The sequence below is a fragment of the Kribbella sp. NPDC023855 genome (assembly GCF_040639475.1).
Taxonomy (GTDB): domain Bacteria; phylum Actinomycetota; class Actinomycetes; order Propionibacteriales; family Kribbellaceae; genus Kribbella.
This window is the reverse complement of the sequence record NZ_JBFAAA010000004.1, coordinates 698,706-716,532: the sequence shown is the minus strand read 5'-3', so window position 1 is coordinate 716,532 and position 17,827 is coordinate 698,706. Positions and strand designations below refer to the sequence as shown.

Annotated in this window: 7 protein-coding genes; 4 read left to right on the top strand and 3 right to left on the bottom strand. The window is 68.6% G+C overall.

The features are described from left to right. Nucleotides 1–58: 58 nt before the first annotated feature. The gene (locus AB0F51_RS18575) at nt 59–652 is read left to right on the top strand and encodes a TetR/AcrR family transcriptional regulator (RefSeq protein ID WP_360281351.1); all 594 of its coding nucleotides are present in this window, start codon (nt 59–61) and stop codon (nt 650–652) included. A gap of 250 nt (nt 653–902) precedes the next feature. Here the strand turns inward: AB0F51_RS18575 and AB0F51_RS18570 are convergent, their stop codons facing one another. Together AB0F51_RS18570 and AB0F51_RS18565 are read right to left on the bottom strand one after the other, a co-directional pair. After that, nucleotides 903–1,691 (bottom strand): alpha/beta fold hydrolase, encoded by a 789-nt coding sequence (locus AB0F51_RS18570; RefSeq protein ID WP_360281349.1) that lies wholly within the window; start codon nt 1,689–1,691, stop codon nt 903–905. Nucleotides 1,692–1,709: 18 nt separating this feature from the next. Then, nucleotides 1,710–2,909: an MFS transporter gene (locus AB0F51_RS18565; protein ID WP_360281347.1), complete on the bottom strand. Its 1,200-nt coding sequence runs from the start codon at nt 2,907–2,909 to the stop codon at nt 1,710–1,712. A gap of 71 nt (nt 2,910–2,980) precedes the next feature. Here AB0F51_RS18565 and AB0F51_RS18560 point away from each other — a divergent pair, with 71 nt between their 5' ends. After that, nucleotides 2,981–3,856 (top strand): LysR family transcriptional regulator, encoded by an 876-nt coding sequence (locus AB0F51_RS18560; protein WP_360281345.1) that lies wholly within the window; start codon nt 2,981–2,983, stop codon nt 3,854–3,856. Nucleotides 3,857–3,898: 42 nt separating this feature from the next. On the opposite strand, the gene AB0F51_RS18555 is transcribed toward AB0F51_RS18560, so the two are convergent. Next, on the bottom strand, nt 3,899–7,177 hold the full coding sequence (locus tag AB0F51_RS18555; protein ID WP_360281343.1) for a S8 family serine peptidase: 3,279 nt from the start codon (nt 7,175–7,177) through the stop codon (nt 3,899–3,901). A gap of 225 nt (nt 7,178–7,402) precedes the next feature. On the opposite strand from AB0F51_RS18555, the gene AB0F51_RS18550 reads away from it, so the two are divergent. Then, nucleotides 7,403–14,170: a DUF6603 domain-containing protein gene (locus AB0F51_RS18550; protein WP_360281341.1), complete on the top strand. Its 6,768-nt coding sequence runs from the start codon at nt 7,403–7,405 to the stop codon at nt 14,168–14,170. Beyond that, a complete protein-coding gene (locus AB0F51_RS18545) occupies nt 14,170–17,820 on the top strand; it encodes a hypothetical protein (RefSeq protein WP_360281339.1) in 3,651 nt (1,216 codons plus the stop codon). Before AB0F51_RS18550 ends, AB0F51_RS18545 begins: the two co-directional genes overlap by 1 nt. Nucleotides 17,821–17,827: the final 7 nt, after the last annotated feature.

Below are 17,827 nucleotides of genomic sequence, written 5' to 3'. Positions count from 1 at the left end.
ACGATCCCTAACAAACTCGATGATAGGGAACGATTCCTAACATCGCTAGACTGGTCTCATGGCAGGCTCACACCGGCGCAGTTCCGCCGAGACGCGCGAACACGTGCTCGAGGTCGCGCACGAACTCTTCTACTGGCAGGGCATCCGCGCGGTCGGCGTCGACAAGATCGCCGCGGAAGCGGGCGTCGCACCGACCACCCTGTACCGGCTCTTCGCGTCGAAGGACGACCTGATTGCGGCGTACGTCGAACGCGCCCACGTCGCCTACCGCGACTGGTTCCAGACCGCACTCGAGAGCGGCGGCGACGACCCGCAAGCCCGGATCCTCGCCCTGTTCGAGGCGCAGACCGTGATGCTCCAGCCGGACATCTGCCGCGGCTGCCCCTTCCTGATGGTCCTCACGGAGTTCCCGGACGAAGCCCTCCCCAGCCACCAGGAAGCCGTCACCATGAAGCGCTGGGTCCGCGACCAGTTCGCCACCCTGACCGCAGCCCTCGACGTGCCAGACCCGTCCGCCCTAGCCGACCACCTGACCCTCATCTTCGAAGGCGCCTACGCCTCAGTCCAAGCCCTAGGCCCCACCGGCCCCGCCTCCCACAACCACACCCTCGCGAAGACAATCCTCGACAGCCACATCCGCACCTCCGCCTGAGACGGCAGTCCACGAGGCTCTCCCTAATCGCCTGCCCGCGCTAGCACGTGGACTGCGCGGTTACAACCGATCGTGCGACATCGATCGGGATGCGCTCGCGTCGCCGTCTGGGTCGACATCCTGGCTGACTCTGAAGAAGCGTCACCCACGACCGAAGAGCAGGCACCCCCGAGGACATCACACCGACCTTCTGCTGACGCTTCTACAAGAGCCCGATGGTCAGGGACTCGGCTCGGGTCTGCAGGGTGAGTCAGAGCGCGTCGAGGAAGTTGGTGACCAGCGGGCTCGCGATGGGCTGGAACTCGTGGAAGTAGGCGTGGCGGGCGCCGTTGAGGAGTTCGGGGTGGGCGTTGGGGATGCGGTCGGCCAGGAGTTGGGCGTTTGCGGCTGGGCTGAAGATGTCGTCGGTGCCGTGCAGGATCAGGGTGGGCGCCTTGATCGATGGGAGTTCTGCCCAGGCCTCGTGGGTGTTGCTTGCGACTAGGTGGCGGCCCTTGGCGTACGCCGGCATGGAAGGGTCGCCCAGGACCGGATATGGGCCCGGATGTTCCCGTCGCCACTGCGGTGTGTACATCAGGTCGGCCAAGACCTCGTCGCGGGCAGCCTGGTCGGACTGGCCGAGAGCTCGGCGGATCTCCGGGCTGCGTTCGAACCCGTGGGCCTTCCCCGGTGACGTGCAGCCGAGGATCAGACCGCGGACGCGGTCGGGGTACAGGACGGCGAACCACTGCGCGACCCGTCCGCCCATCGACGTTCCGTACAGGTCGACCTGGTCGAGGCCGAGGTGGTCAAGAACCGCAAGCGCGTCTGCCGCGAAGCCTGGTGTCGAATACGGCTCGTCCGGTTTGTCGCTAGCGCCGGTGCCGCGGTAGTCGATGGTCACCGTACGCCGAGCGAAGTCGTCGCGCACCGGATCCCACCAGTGGTGGTTGTTCGACTGCCCGGCCAGCAGCACCAGCGGCGGATCGTTGCCCTCGGCCCCCTCCACTTGGCAGGCGATCCTGACCCCGTCCGAAGCGACGGCAAACGACTCTGGCATGTCCCGAGTCTGCACCACTCACCTGGCCAGCTTGGCGCTACGTCTCAAGAGCAGCGCCAAGAGCAAGGTGATGAGGAGGAGAGTGCCCGCTTCCGCGACGACTCCGGGCCACGCCGCGTGCGTCCACGCAGTACCGGCTAGGCCGCCGAAGACTGAGGAGCCCAGGTAGTAGGCGAAGAGGTAGAAGCTTGCTGCCTGGCCGGTACCGCCACCACCCGCATGAGCCCGTACTGCGACCCACCCGCTGGCCACGCCGTGAACGGCGAAGAAGCCCGCGGTCATCACCGCCAGTCCAGCGACGACCAAGGGCAGCGGCGAGACGAGAGTGAGCCCCACGCCGGCCAATGTGACCAGGCAGCCCACCGGCACGACCGCGCGTCGGCCATACGTATCGGCCAACCTGCCTGCCCAGGCCGACCCCGCGGAGCCGACCAGATAGACACCAAACACCAGACCGGCCAACCCAGGCCCCAGCCCGTACGGCGCTCCGGCGAGCCTGAAGCCAGTCGCGTTGTAGACGGCGACGAAGGCACCCATCGCGGTAGCCGCTATGCCATACAGAGCGAGCAGTGCCGGGTCCCTGAGCACCCGCAGGGTCTGGCGACCACCTGTCGAGCGGACGAAGTTCCGCGAGTCCGGCAACAACCTGGCCACCAGTACTGCGCACACGACTCCGAGCAAGGCGACGCCGCTCATAGCAACGCGCCAACCGCCGAGGTCGGCGAGACCGCCGGCGACCAGGCGACCGGTCATGCCGCCGACCGCCGTGCCTGCGATGTAGAGGCCGCTCGCTCTCGCGTGGCTGTCCTGGTGGACCTCCTCGCGCAGGTAGGCCATGGCGACAGCGGGCAGACCGGCCATCGCGATGCCCTGCAGACCTCTGAGCGCAAGCAGGGTCTGCCAGTCCGGGGCGATCGCACAGAGGACAGCGATCGCGGCTGCCGCCGTCACCGACCAGCGCATGAGCCTGGTGCGGCCGAGCGCCTCAGAGGCCGGACCTGCGATCAGTAGCGCGATCCCAAGACCCATCGTGGCGAAGGACACGCTGAAGGCGCTCTGGCTGGGCGACACCCGAAACACCCGAGCCAGCTCGGGCAGTAGCGCCTGGGTGCTGTAGAGCATGGCGAAAGTCGCCATCCCCGCCGCGAACAACGCGACCGACAGCCGCCGATAACCGGCCTCGCCGGGCAGGTAGCCGCGGGCAACAATTGTCTGCACCCTCAGGACGGTGTCAGAGCTTCCCGCATACGTAAAATGTCGCAAGCGAGCAAGATCGATACGCTATCCGCATGCATGTCGAGGATCTCCGCTGGTTCGTCGTGCTCGCGGACACCGAACACCTGACCGACGCGGCCGCTGTTCTCGGGACCAGTCAGCCGACGCTGTCTCGATCGCTCCGCCGGGTCGAGGCTGCGTTCGGCGCGCGCCTGTTCGAGCGCGAGCACCGCGGCCTGCAGCTCAACCCCGCTGGGCGGCTGGTCCTCGAAGCGGCCCGGGCAAGCATCGCCGCCGTCGACACGGCCAAGTCGCAGATCGACGCCCAGCAGGATCCGGAGTCCGGCACGGTCCGGCTCGCCTTCCTCCATTCGGTGGCCACCGGACTGGTCCCAGACCTGCTGAAATCGTTCCGCACGACATCTCCCCGGATCCGCTTCGCTCTGCGGGAGGAGCCGTCGCACGACATCGTCCGCGACCTCGAATCCGGTGAAGCCGAGCTCGGCATCACCGGGTCCCGCCCGGCCCCGGACACCTTCGGCTGGCACCTGCTGGAGCGCCAACGGCTCTGTCTTTACGTTCCACCAGACCATCCGCTGGCCGGCCGGAAGCGGGTCCGGCTCGCAGAGGCGGCAGCCGAGCCGTTCATCGGACTTCGCCCGGGATTCGGCTTCCGCCGCGTCTCCGACGAGCTGTGCCAAGCGGCCGGCTTCACTCCGGCGATCGCCTTCGAGTCCACCGACCTCTCGACCATCGACCGCCTTGTCGGCGCCGGCCTCGGCGTCGCAGTACTGCCTGCTGGAGCTGTTCGCGGGAGTGACAGTGGTGCGACTCCGGTTCCGTTGGCCGGTGTCAGAGCTCGTCGCGACATCGGACTGACGTGGCGGCTGGGACGGGAGCTGTCACCGGCCGCCTCGAGATTCCGCGACTTCGTGGCTCAGCAACAATGACTGACCTCCTGGCGCTCGAGGTGCGCCAGGAGGCCAGCCGTCCTAGTTGACTGTGTCGACGACCAGGGTTCCGGCGCCGACGGTGACGCCGGTGTCGGTTTGGACGGTCAGGGTGCCGGTGAGTTTGCGGCCCACACCCGGTTGACCGGTGGCGGTCAGTGTTGCGGTCGGGTTCCAGGAGGAACCGGAGGGATGGTTGGCATCGGGGTCGCTGGTGGTCAGGCTGCCCAGTGCCGCAGACACGTAGGTGTCGACGAGGTCGTACGCCGTACTGCCGTCCGGTACTGAGAAGCCGTCGATCCTCAAGCGGTAGAGGCCGGCTGGCGGGTTGGTGAGCGTCACCAGTTCGACAGCCGTTGCGCCGGCGCTGGACCCGACGGTCACGCAGGTGGGCGCGCAGCGGGAGACGACCAGGTCGATGTCCGCCCGGAGGTCGGATGCGTTCCCGGTTCGCACCGTGTACGACGTGACTCCGGCCGGCAGGGTGACGTCGAAGGTCTGCGACGCCTGGTGCGCGATGGTCGGACGCTGGGTCTGCGTACTGCCCAACGCTCCCCCGCCGACCAGCCGGCCGGTGAAGGCGGCGAGCTGGTTGGTGACCGTGTAGTTGCGGACCTGCGGCGTACCGAGGGTCGCTGACGGCACCACGTCCGGGTTCGGCGCGATCGTCGTACTGAGAACAGTTGCCGAGAGCCCGAATGGCGCCGACAGTGCGTCAGACGTACGGCGTGCCTCGACCACAAGCTCCCAGACGCCTGGCTGTGGGTTCACCACAGTCCGGCTGTGCGCCGTGCCGTTGGCACAGCCCGCGCCCGCGTCCGGGTCGTAGCAGCTCAGGCTCGAGGTGCTGTCCAGCGGCAGCCCCTGTGGGGTGTACCGCAGGAACCGGATCTGGCCCGCGCGCGCGGCGTCCCCGCCACCGGTCATGTCGACCTTGAGCGCGCTGGCACCGACCGGCACCCGGACGAAGTAGTGCCGAGTGGCGTTGCGGCCGACCGTGCCGCTGGTTTGGAACTGGTACGCATTGGCGGCAACGAGGTCGTTCGGCACGAACACCGTGTTCATCGTGTGCAGGTCGACACCTGGTGTGGTCGGGTCGTCGAGCTGCAGTACGGCGGAGTGCGCGCCGGGACTGGACGGATTGACCTGTACTGCGAAGTCGACCGGCTCGTTCAAGGGCAGCGTGACCTTCGTCCGCGAGCTGAACGTGCCGTCGTTCCCCACCCAGCGCACGTCGTGCGGTACCGGCTTGGCCGCGCCGCTCGTCCGGGTCAGGGTGTACGTGCGGTTGTACTTGACCCCGAGGGTGACGCCCTCGCGATCGTGGATGCCGACACCGACGTTCGGCGTCGCCAGCTGGCCACTGAGGACCGTGCTCACCGGCACGGACGTAGTGATCGCGTTCGGCCGCTGTCCGGCGCGAAGCTGGTCCCAGGCCGCCGTCACCGCGAACAGGCCTGTCCCCTGCTCGTAAGCGCCGAGCTGCGGCTGATAGGCAGCGCTCGAACGGATCGCGCTCCGCAGTGCGGCAGCGGTCGGCCGGCTGCCGAAGGTCGCCTTGTACGCACTGATCAGCAGCGCACCGGCACCGGCGGCTTGCGGTGCTGCCATCGAGGTGCCGTTCAGCATCGAGTAGCCGGGCGGCAGGGTGTACGTGCCGGTCACCGGGCCACCCGGTTGCCAGCGCGGCGTGGTGGAGATCGCCGAACCGGGCGCGATGATGTCCGGCTTGAAGCCGCCGTCCTCCCGCGGGCCACGCGAGGAGAACGGGTGCAGTCCCTTGTCGTTCAACGGGTCGGAGCCGTAGTTCGCCAGCCAGGTCGCCCGGGTGATGTACGAACCCACGCTGATCGAGTTGGTCGCCACCGACGGGTCGCCGACCGTGTTCGCGCCGGCGCCGCTGTTGCCGGCCGAGATGAAGATCTGCATGTTGAACTCGTCGATCGTGCGGTTGTACAGCGTCGCCCGGGCGTTGTTGCCGTCGTTCAGGCCGGGCAGGCCGCCGATCGAGATGTTGACCACGTCGGCGCCGTTGTGGGCGGCGTACAGGACACCGTCGATCAGGCCGCTGCTGGTGCAGGACGTGGTGGTCAGGCAGACCTTGACGGCCATCAGCTGCGCACCTGGAGCCGCACCGCTCATCGCTCCGCCGAACAGGCCGTTGGCGGAGGTGATGCCGGCGACGTGAGTGCCGTGCTGCGCGCCGGCGATGCCCAGGTTCACGACCGAGCCCGCGTCCGTGCTGGGGTTGTAGACGGATCGGTCGGTCACCACGACGAACGGGACGCGCTCGGTGACCGCGGTCGCGGGATTGTCGGTGCCCAGGAACTGGGTGTCCCGGTTGACCTTGAAGTCGATCATCGGGGTCTGGTCGGTGAAGTCGCCGTCCTGGTCGAGGTCGACGTACACCTGCTTGGTGGTGCGGTCCTGCAGGACGCCGATCGACTCGGCGGTCACGCCGTCGCGGTCGATGTCGCCACCGAGTTCGCCCGCGGCGAGTTCCCCGGCTGCCTCACGCAGCAGACCGTGAGCGTACGGCCCACCGGTCGCGGGCGCGATCCAGGCCCGGCCGCCGGAGGTGAAGCTGCCGGTGAATCGTCCGGTCGTGGTGATCCAGGTGGCGTCACCCGACGTCGGAGAGTTCGCGTTGTACCAGTCGACAATCTTCAGCGCTCCGGTCGTCGTGGTCTGCAGCGCCGGTACGTCGAGGTCGATCCCCGAGTCCAGGATCGCGATCGTGGTGCCGCGACCGTCCCACTGCGGGTTCGCCAGCGCGAACTGCGCCGCCTGGGTGTCGCCGGTCGGCAGATACGGGTTGATCCGCGGCGTACTCGCGCTGGGCGGTGTCTGCGGGGTGGGCAGCTGGGCGCCCTCCGGCTGCGGGTCGTCGATCGGGACCAGCCCATCGACGTCCACGGCCTCGACGGAGCTCAGCTGCCCAGCCTGCTCGGCCTTGCCGGTCGGCATTTCGACCTTGAGGTAGTCGACAGCTCCATCGGACTTCAGTACTACGCCACCGAGCGCGCGCAACTGGCTGGCGGCACTCGCCAGCTTGCCGGGCTCCGCGGCGACCAGCAGCGTCACCGTCTTCTTCCCGGCGGACTGCGCCGCGGCGATCCTGGCCCGGTCCGCCTCGCCGATGCCCTTGTCGGACTTCGGTTCCGGCCGGCTCGCCGCGTCGATTCCCCCTGGCTGCGCGGACGCTCCTGGAAGCGCGACGAGAGTCGCGGTCGCCAGCCCGAGTACGGCGGCGAGCACGGCAACTGGCCGCGTCTTGCTGCGAGACCTGCGATTGAGCGCAGGCGTATCCGACAAAGTCATGATTCGGTCCCCTCCCCTGGCCGATTGGCCTAGGGGCAGTGGACTACCTCCCTGTCAGGTAGCGCAAGAGCCCGGATTTTCGAAGCATCACACCCCAATGCAAATGTCACCATGGGTGTCGTCACCGTCACGCAGCGGCGAGCAAGATCGCCGGTCGCGAAGGGTTTCCTCCGGAGCCGGGACCTGCTGTCCTATATCCGGGGGCTTTCTTGGGGGGAAGTGCGGATGAGTCTTTGGGATGACACTCCTGCGTCGGTGAAGAACGGGGGCGCGCTCGACGCGCTCGAGCCGGTCCTGGACAGCGTCGACACACCGACCCAGGAAGAACGCGTCGAGGACGACGGGTTCACCTGGCGGGTGTGGAAGACGACCGCCGGCGGCGATCTGCCGCTCAGTCTCGACCCGGCGACGGGCTCGTTCAGCCGGAGTCCGGCGGCGGTGAACAGCACCGGTACGCCGATCACGTTCCCCGATCCGCGGGTCGGCATCGAGTTCGCCCTGCGCCTGGACGCGCCGGGTGGTGATCCGGACGGGACCGTGCGGCTGGTCCTCGAGACGCCGCGGGCGATCGCGCGGCTGCCGTTCCTGCGCGGCGCGAAACTCGACGCCCAGGGACAGTTGCGCGCCGATCCGGCCAACCCGGACGTCCGGTTTCACCTGCCTGCGTTGAAAGTCCGGCTGTTGCGGCCCGCCGGGCAGGGACTCGAGGTGAAGCTGCTCAGCAGCACGGTCGGTGGCCGGCCGCCGCAGGATCAGATCTTCGACTTCATCAGGATGGAGCCGGCCCATGCGTTGATCGGTCCGGGCGAGGTGGTCGGCTTCGCTTTTCGGAGCGCCACCCTCGACCTGACCGGCGACGCCGGCCCGGCCGGCGTACCGGCGAACGCGCGGACGCAGCCGACCGACTGGCAAGGCTTGTACCTGCCCGAGGTCAGGCTCTTCGTCGCACCGACCGGGCTGGAAGGTCTCGCGGTCAGTGCCGGCGTTCGCGACCTCTGGATTGGGCTCGGCCAGCATGCCGGCGTGACCGGACTCTTCGAGGCCGAGGTGGTGAATCGCGGCCAGTCGCCAACGGTCCGGCTGGCATTCCAGGGTCCGGCCGGCGAGTGGTACTCGGTGCCCGACACCGACCCGGTACCAAGTCCGGTCGAGCTGCCCGACAGCGCGACCCTGTACGTCGCGGCCGGCGGCGGACTCGCGCCGTACACGTATCGCGTCACCGTCGACGGGAGCGACCCGACCACGCTCGACCGGCGGACCATCCTGCTCCCCGCCACCGGGACCATGACGCTGGACATCAAGGTCACCGACGCCGGCCTGCACGAGCTGATCAGGACCATCACGGTCCGGAAGGCAACCGCCGCGCCGGCCACTCCGCCTCCCCCGCCAGGTGGCGAAGTCGTCCCGCGAACCGTCACCACAACCGGCCGCCGAATCGTCGTGACCGGTCAAACGGCCAGCCACGCGACGGTCAGGTTGAGTCCGGACGACGGCGGCGACATCGCCTGGTCATGGCCCGGTGGTTCCGCCACCGGCGACACTGCCGAGATCCCGGTGGCGGCCGGCGCGACTGTGGCGGTGACAGCCACCAGGACGGTCACGCCGGCCGCGATCGAACCGTTCAGTGCCTACATGTTGTTCGACCATCCGAAGGCGACCGAGTTCCCCAGTACGCCCAGCACCAACTGGACCACCGTCGAAGGCAACATCCGCACCTCCCCCGCGTCGTCCAAGCAGGAATGGGGGAACGCGCAACCGTTTCTCGGCCCGGATTCGCGCGCCCGCCTGGCGCAGATCCCGACGTCGACACCACTCGTCGTCGAGGGCTTCGCATCGTTTGAGGGTGCGACCGATCCCGGCAAGGTCGAGCACAACCTCGAGCTCAGCCAGCGGCGACGGGATGCCATGGTCCAGTTGCTGAAAACGGAACTGGGATTCACCGCCGTGACTCCCGGCACTGCGCACGGCCAAGATGCCGCCGATGGCGACACGGCGCCCCGCTCCCCGTCTTGGTGGCGGGCGACGGCAACGCCGGCGCTGGCAACACCGATCACCGAAACCGTGACCGCGGAATTGACCCGCCCAGCGGCCGCGACCACCACCGAGGTCGACCCCGAGCCAACCCGTCAACTTGTCCCCGACTGTTTCCGCAAGATCGGCGTCCGGGTCGAGCTGATTCGCGGCACCTTCGTGCGGGCGGAGATCTACGGCGAGTTCGACGTCCGCACCGCGGCCGAAGCCCGGCTGGACGAGCACACGGACGAGGAACTCCCGGCCAGAACCAACCCCAGCGACGGAATCTGCACCTTCCTGGTCCGGCTGAAGGTCGCCGAGGACCGGTCCTCGTGGGAGACGAGCGCCGAGTTCCGCGCCATCCAAGGCGATCTCGACGGCCTCGCCAAAGTCGAGCGGGCAGCGGCCGGTTCGAACACCGCCCTCAACATCCTCGGCGCCGTCTCCGCCCTCTCGCCGCTGCTGGCTGCGGTCACGCCGCCCAGCCCGACCGCGGGCGAGTTGGTGCCACTCGTCGTTCTCGGCAGCGCCGCGGTCGGCCTCGGCGCCGGCGGCCAGATCCAGACCCAGTACGTCGTACTCCGTGGCGGCCAACTCGTGGTCACCGATGGACTCGTCGACCCGGCCACCGGTAGCGGCCCGACGACCACCCAGGTGAGCATCCTGCTCGATCTCGAGACGGCCTTCTCGTTCGACCTCGGCTTCATCAAGGTGGATCCGCAGAAGCCGATCGTCACCCGCTATCAGGCGGTCGGCATCCGCAGCACCTGGGACACCGAGGACAACGGCGACGGGACGGTCGAGTACGTGCCGCTGCCCGTGTTCGACCCCAGTCGCGGCTACACGCTCGACGTACCGGCCGGGTCGCTCATGGCCGCGCCCCCGCTGGACTCCTTGCTCCGGGTGCTCGGGGTCCGGGTGAGCCGGCTCAATCCGACGTACCTGGAAGTGGAGGTGGGACTCGGGGTCGATCTCGGCATCGTGACCGTGGACACCGTCCGGGTCCGCCTCCGGCTGGATGCCTTCGAGACGCCACAACTCACCAAGCTCGGCGCCACCCTCGACATCCCGGGCGCGATCCACGGCACTGGCTACCTGGAGATCACCGACCTCGGGTTCAAGGGCGCTTTCGATCTCACCTTCCCGTCCATCGGGCTGCGTGCGAGCGCGACACTGGCGTTGGAGAGCCGGGCCGGGACGACCGGAGTACTGGTTGGTGCTGAAGTTGAGTTCCCGGTGCCGTTGCCGTTGGGCAACTCGGGTCTGGGGATCTTCGGGTTCCTGGGCGGGGTCGGGGTCAACTATCGCCGGCTCGAGCAGACCGGCGTACAGGCACCGGCGTTGAAGTGGCTGGAGAGTCAACTCACGCCGGCCCGCGGGTTCAACGTGATGCACCCGGCGGGCTGGGAGCTCAACCCGGGCAGCTTCGCGATCGCCGCGGGCATGATGCTCGGCACCGCCGAGGGCGGCTTCCTCATTCATCTCAAGGGGATCGTGCTGGTCGAGGTCCCCGGCCCGCGGCTGTTGCTGGTGATGAAGGCCGACGTGCTGAAGATGCCGCCGGTGCTGAAGGCGCAGAGCAGCGCGACCTTCCTGGCCGTGCTGGATCTCGACTTCGGCCGCGGCACGATCACGATCGGCATCGTCGCGGAGTACAGCATCCTGAAGCTGCTGAAGATCCGGGTGCCGGTGACCGCGTTCTTCCACCTGTCGCAGGCACAGAACTGGTTCATCGACCTGGGCACCTACACCGACCCGGTGACGGTCTCGATCCTCGACGTCTTCCGCGGCACCGGCTATCTGATGATCCACGGCGACGGCACCACGCTGGCCAATCCGAAGCTGCCGATCAGCACCAACGGCCTGGCGATCGCGGTCGGCTTCCACCTGCAGTGCGTGCTGATGGGCAGCAAGTCGATCGGCCTGTACTTCGAGGTCGCGGCCGGGTTCGACGCGCTGATCTCGTTCGAGCCGTTCGGCCTGGGCGGGATGATCTACGCCCGCGGCGAACTGCGGCTGTGGATCGTCGGCATCTCGGCGCGGGCCGAGCTCACCGTGCTGGTCGGCCGCCGCGGTGACACCGACACGACCAGCATCACCGGCCGGGTCTGCGGCAAGGTCGAGTTCTTCTTCTTCGACATCGAGGGCTGCGTCAAGCTGGAGATCGGTGACGGTCCGCCGGATCCGCCCGCGCCGCCGGAACTGGTGGCCGGGGTGAAACTCGTCAGCCGGTCCCCTGCCCTGGTCGAGGGCAGCGCCACCGATCGAGCGGTCGACGGCGCCCTCGGTGACGCGGCCGCGAAGGCCGAAGACCCGGTACCGACCGTGCCACTGGACGCGGTTCCCGTGGTGCTGTTCAAGTCGGCACCGATGGTTGCACCCGGCAACATCATCCTCGGCGGCGAGGCGCGCGGTACGTCCGGAGCCGGCGCCGATCCCTGGGAGCGCCACGGCGACAACTGGTGGCGCTTCCAGATCACCGGCGTCGAACTGACCGGGGATCTGCAACCCGATCCACCCGCGGGCAAGACTCCGGCGACGTGGTGGGCCCGCAGTGCGGCCGGGCAGTCCCAGCTCGACCCCGCCCTTGCCCTGCTCAGCTGGTTGCCAACACCCGCACCACGGGCCGTCCCGTACGGCGAAAGCCTCACCACCACGGTGAAGGACCGCTGGGGACACATCTGCAGCGATGCCGCCCGACCCGCGCCCGTGCTGTGGACCTTCGACAACAAGCCGACCGGCCCGAGTCCGGCCGGCTGGCGCCTGACGGGCGTCCCGTGGCCCGACCAGCCGGGCGACTTCCGCAGTACGCCGATCGACGCCAAGCTCGAGGTCACCGAGACCTGGCGAACCCATCACCCCATCGCGGATCTCCTGCAGGGCACGGATCCCGCGGTCGTCGTCGGGGACTCGGTGCCCTGTCCGACCGGTCGGATCGATCAGGTCGACTCGATCCAGGTCTGGCAGAGTGGCAACCCGTTGACCTTCAGCAACGCCGCGCTACCGATGAACGGCGAGGCCCTGCAGGAGGTCGTCGACCTGTTGGCAACCGGTACTTCGCTGGCCGATGTCGGCGCGGCCTGGGTGGAAACCGCTTGGGACAAGGAGCTTTCCGACAAGCCGCTGGGATGCCAGGGCCGGATCCTGCGTTCCCCCTCGGGTGACGAACCCGACCCCGCGCCGTACGGCACCGAGGAAGAACGCGAGCTGGTCAGGAAGGTGTGGGAGGAGACCGGGTTCAAGCCGTCGGACTTCGGCAACACCCTGCGGCTCACCGTCGACGGCGGTTTGGAGTCTCTCGAGCTGCTGCTTCTGGTGTCCGAACGGATGCTGAACGAGGGATTGTTCATCACCTGCCGCAAGAGCGACGGCTCGGTGGTCGCACAGCAGCCGGTGACTCCGGACAGCATGGTGACCTCGAGCAACCCGTTGCCGGGCGAGTGGACCGATTCGGCCGGTCCCTGGGCGGACCCGATCGAGCGCGCCGGCCGGATCGCTGCCCGGGTCGTCGCCGGGGAGCGCGACCTGTTGCTGTGTCGCGTTGTCGTCGACGTACCGGGCAGTGTCGCCGCAGTGGAGCTTGGTGCCGATCGCCGCGAGAAGTCCCTGATCGGTACGCCGTACTGGCTGCTGGCCGCCGCCGGGGTCACCACCGCCGAGCGGTGGCGTTTCGACTACGACAGCCAGGTCATCACCACCGATCGCGATCTGCTCGAGTCCACTCTCCAGCAGGACCCGACCGATGTCGCGCTGCTCGTGCCGTCGGAGTCCTACACGGTCACGGTGAAGTACCGCGCGCAGTCGGTGGCCGGCGAGAACAAGCCGCCGGCGACCGAGCCGGAGAACTGGGGGCAGGAGGCCCAACGGACCTTCCGGTTCGCGGCGGACGGTCCGGACGAGGTACCGGCCGACCTCGGGCCCTGGTTGCTGGCCACTGCTCCGGCAATGAACGAGACCGGCATCTTCTGCGCCGAACCGATCCGGATCGCACTCGCCACCCAGAACGTCACCGCCTTGTTCGACGCGTACGGCGAGGAGCTGCGCGTCAGCGTGCAGGCCTCGTCGGGCTTCCATCCCGAGCCGCCAGGTGGCGGCCTGCCAGGTGCCTCACTCACCTTGCCGTATCAGCTGACAGGCCAAGGTGGAGTGATGGGCGCCCTGACACCGGCCCTGGGTGCAGTGATGACCCCATGGCAGCAGACGGTGACCGAGCTGCTCGACGAGCTGCCCTGCACCGATGGCAGCGGCAGCAGCACGCACGGCACGATCCTGGAACTGCCCTACGACCTGCAGCCGCTCACCGACTACCTGGTCGACATAGAAGCCGTCCCGAAGGGTGCACCTGCCAACGCTCACGGCAGACGCGTATTCCGAGTCGGCTTCACTACCTCCCGCTTCAACACCGTGTCGGACCTGGCCAGGCTCGTACTGCTCGCACCCCGCGCACACCGCCATGTGCCCACACCCGCCGCTCTGGCCGCCCTGCCGGTCGCGCCGGCCGGTGCCGTGCTCGATACGACGTACCAGGCCGCGGGGCTCGCCGTACCGCAAGTGCCCCGCTATCCCGCTGTGGAAGTGCTGTGGTCCGGGGACGCCGTGCCGCAGCCGGTTGCGGTCGTCGTGGAGTGCAGCGAGTCGATGTGGCGCTCGCGGCCGATGCCTACTGTTGTTGCCGGTCCACCAGATCCGTCGGCCGGACCTGGTCACAAGTGGTGGGCTGCGGTTGAAGCTGACTGGCTGTCGCTCCAGCCGAGCACAGCCGCACCTGCCGCCGGCGATCCACCGAGAGCCAGCATTACGCGGCTGGTCAAGGGCGCCGGCGGCACCAGAGCCGTCGTCCTGCTCAACCCAGGCACCCGCGGCTCCGAGCTGCGCCTGGACCTCGTACTAGCCGGTGACGCACTCGCCGGTACTCCGGAACAGCGGGCCGAGGCCTTGCGGATCGCCCTGGACCGGGCGCCTTGGGAGGTGGAGGACTGATGGCTCGTCGAATCGCCTGGCCCTACTGGTTCCGGGCCGAGGCCGCCAAGGTTCCCTGGCCGGTCATTGCCCAGCAGCACCTGCAGCAGATTCGTCAGCACCACGTGGTGGTCGACGACCGGCTGCTGGAGCACCTGAAGACCATCCGGGAGAAGCGTCCCACCGAGATCCAACTGCGGTGGAGCTGCGCCAAGGAGCTCGGCGTACCGGCTGAGCCCTTCATCGTGTGGCAGAGGCCGCGACGGGACGACGAGCCGGAGCGAGCCGACTTCGACCAGTTCCCAGTCAAGGGCGGCCTCGCGTTGTTCTGGGGCAGAGTCGCGTCGTACGTCGAGGTCGAGTGCGACCCGATCGACCCGGGTCGCCCGGTCGGACTGCTGGTCTCCCGTGGTGGCGGTCTGGGCCTCGACTCCACTGTGGGAGCGGCCGCCGTCAGCAGCGTCAACGGTGCTCGGGTAAGACTCGTGGTCCGCTGCCCGGGTGGCACGAGAGCGCTCTTGGTCAACGGCCACAGCCCTGACCTCCGGATCGAGTTGCTCGAGCAGGTGCTCGAGAGCGACGAGTGGAAGCCGCTCGAACGAGTAGGTCTGCCGGTGGACGACCCCTGGCCCGGTACGTCGTACGAGACTGGGCCGCAGGGGCTGTTCGACAACCTGGTCGACCCGGTCGAGGCAGCCCTGCAGCGACTCGAGCGAGGCGGTCCCCCGGTCGGCTGGTACCCAGTCACAGCCACCGGCCGTACTGCGCCACTGTGGGCTCCGCCGGACTACAAGATGTTGCTCAAGGAGATCCGGAACGAGACCCTGCCCCGGATCGAGCGGATCTACCGCCCGGCCCTTCCGCCGTACGAACAGCACAACGTCCTCGACAGTGGACCGGTCGACGGCCCGAGTGGCTCGTCTTTGACAGCCACTGCCGAGTTGCCGTCGCTCTCCCTGCTGACGCTCCCGGCGAGTGCTGACCCGTTCCTGGCGCTCGGTCTTGGTTTCGGCACGAGCTATCTGGAGGAACGCAGTCACGACCTGCCGGGTGTAGGTGCTGACGACCTGATGGTCACCGCCGAGTACTCGGACACGCCCAACCGGATGGGTTCGGTCACGATGGCGGCCTACCTCCCGTCCTTCCCGCAGCATGCCAACACCCGGACGCCGGTCGACGTGGCGGCCGTACGCGACGGGCTGGTCGCGCCCGGAGTACCGGATCAGGCGTGGCGCGAGACCGTCCGCATCTCGTGGTACCGGCCGCCCGCGACGGCGGCACTGGGCCAGGGAACGGGCGGATCGCTGGCTCGCTTCGAGTCGCCTGCCGACACCACTGCCGAGTGCTTGCTGCCGCTGCGGCCCGCGGGCGACTTCCGGCCGCTCTTACCGGTCCCCGATGGCCCGGAGAACCACGAGGACTTCCGCCGGACGAGCATCGTGGATGCCGCCGCCGAGATCCCGATCGGCAGCGGCGGCCGCAATCCCGGCTATCCGGTCGCGGTGCAGGACGTCTTCGGCGTCTGGTCGAAGTGGGAGGACGCGCTCTATGCCGGCGACGAACCGGCACCGCCCCGGCCGCGCATCATCGCGCTGGCATTGAGGTCCACCTTCACCGGTTCGACGTCATGCCCGGCCACGCTCGAAGTCGAGCTCGCGGTGAGTTGGGAAGACCGTACGCCGGTCGGGGTCGACCTGCGCCTGGTCATGTTTCCGATGACGTCGCCGAACAGCGCGCCGCCGACCGGTGTCACCCCCTTTGGTGCCGCGCCGGCTGGTTGTTTCCGGCGGGACGTGTCGCTGAGCTTCGCGGGTCAGGAGCTGCAGGGCGGCGCCGGAGTACAGGTTGAGCACCTGGATTCGGCTGGCGAGAACGTAGTACCGGCTGGGTCCGCGCAGGGTGAGGAAGGGCGTCGGTACAGGTTGCAGATTTCGATACCAGTTCTGGACTTCGGGGCGACGGCGCGCTGGGGTGCGGCGCTGTGGACGCGGTCTCACCTACTGATCGGAGTCACGTCCGGCCTGACACCGGATGCGGCAAGTCCCGCGCTCACAAGTGCCGCGTCACCTGTGCCAGTCGCGCCGATTCCGCCGCCTTTGCCGCCGGGTGTTCCGATGGGCAGCGCGCCCGATGCGCAGGGCTGTTCGCATGCCCGCGTGCACTGGTCCGTCCCGGCTGGCGCCCAACTTCAAACAGACAAGGGGATCATCGTCTGGGAGATCGCGGAGACTGCGCTTCGGCAGTCCGTCGGTCTGCCGGCGAGAGCAGCCGAAGGCACGCTGCCCGGCGTCCGCCTCCAACAACTCTGGGACTCGTACGACGCTCTTTCGGCTGACCGCCGCCGGTCGATCTTCCGCCGGCTGATGGTGCTGCCCGGATCGGCGCGCGAAGCTGACGTTGCCCTGCCGAAGGGGTCGACGGACATCCACTTGTTCACCGTCACGACGCTCTCGACCTCAGGCATCGAGTCGGCCTGGCCAGGCGGCTCGCCGGCGCACGAACACCTGCAGGCCGTTGCTGCCCCCAGACTGCGCCGGCCGGCGGCGCCCGTCGTCAGCTCGGTCATCGGGGTCGCCGGCAGCGTCGCGCTCACGCTGACCTCGGCGAGCCGGGTACCGGTCCGCGAGTTCCGGCTGTTCCGGACCCGCTCCGAGGTGGCCGCGCGATCGTTCGAGTCGATGGGACCGGCGTTCGCCGTCGTACCGGCACTTCCGCCCGGTGCTGGGCAGCCGCCTGACCCGGTCACCGGCGAGCTGACCTACACGGCTAACTGGACAGGCGCCTTTGCTCCGTCCTGGGACGACTGGTTCGTGCGCGCTGTCGCAGTACCGGTTGATACTGTTCCGGTCGAAGCGGTGCGCGGCCTGCCATCGACTGCTTGCGAACCAGTTGCCGTGACAGTCCTCCCCGGAACCGCGCCCGACCTGGCCCCGCTCCTGGCCACTCCCCTCGGGACGGGTGAGCTGATCAGGGTCACGACCTCCACGTCCGCCCCGGCCCGTGAGGTTGCTCTGGGCAATCATCGGGTGTCGGTCGCAGTACAGGGTGCTGCCGGTGTGGTCGACGTCGATCCGGTGGCGCTTCAAGAGGTGCCGGAAGGACCGGTGTCCGGGCCGTCGCCGGCCAACGCCGATCCGGGCGTCGCGCTCGTCCGCGGACCGCGGGCGGCAGGCCGGACTCCGCTCGGCCTCTGGCTCACGCGGCCCGACAGCGGACAGCCGGTCGACGTTTCGGTACGGCTGGTCGACCCGCTCGGCCGACTCACCGAACAGCGGATCACGGTCCCGGCCTTCGTCGCCGAACCGCCGAACCTAGAGGTGCTCGACGTCTTCACGATCACCGGTCGTGGCGTGGTGGCGCGACTGCGCTCGGACGCGGACGTCGAAGCCCAACCGCCTTACGTGCTGGCGATTCAGGCGCAACGAACCCGCCGCCCCTTCCCCATCGGCCCACTGCCACCACCGGTTCGCGCCCGCTTCGAACTCGATGATCTGCCGACCCGCACGGGCCCGTTCCCGAGTGCCGACATCATCCAGGCGGTCCGGACTACTGAGGACCCACCGCACGAGTACCAGATCCTGATCCGACTGGCGCCCCCGATGGTCATCACCTTCGTCCTCCGAGCCCCCGACGGCGCGCAGACGCAGGAAGTCGTCGAGGTGCCTACCTAAACACGCG

Excerpts from the sequence above, each read along its gene's own strand:
- AB0F51_RS18575 (WP_360281351.1), top strand. The coding sequence starts at position 59 with ATGGCAGGCTCACACCGGCGCAGTTCCGCCGAGACGCGCGAACACGTG.
- AB0F51_RS18570 (WP_360281349.1), bottom strand. The coding sequence starts at position 1,691 with ATGCCAGAGTCGTTTGCCGTCGCTTCGGACGGGGTCAGGATCGCCTGC.
- AB0F51_RS18560 (WP_360281345.1), top strand. The coding sequence starts at position 2,981 with ATGCATGTCGAGGATCTCCGCTGGTTCGTCGTGCTCGCGGACACCGAA.
- AB0F51_RS18555 (WP_360281343.1), bottom strand. The coding sequence starts at position 7,177 with ATGACTTTGTCGGATACGCCTGCGCTCAATCGCAGGTCTCGCAGCAAG.
- AB0F51_RS18550 (WP_360281341.1), top strand. The coding sequence starts at position 7,403 with ATGAGTCTTTGGGATGACACTCCTGCGTCGGTGAAGAACGGGGGCGCG.
- AB0F51_RS18545 (WP_360281339.1), top strand. The coding sequence starts at position 14,170 with ATGGCTCGTCGAATCGCCTGGCCCTACTGGTTCCGGGCCGAGGCCGCC.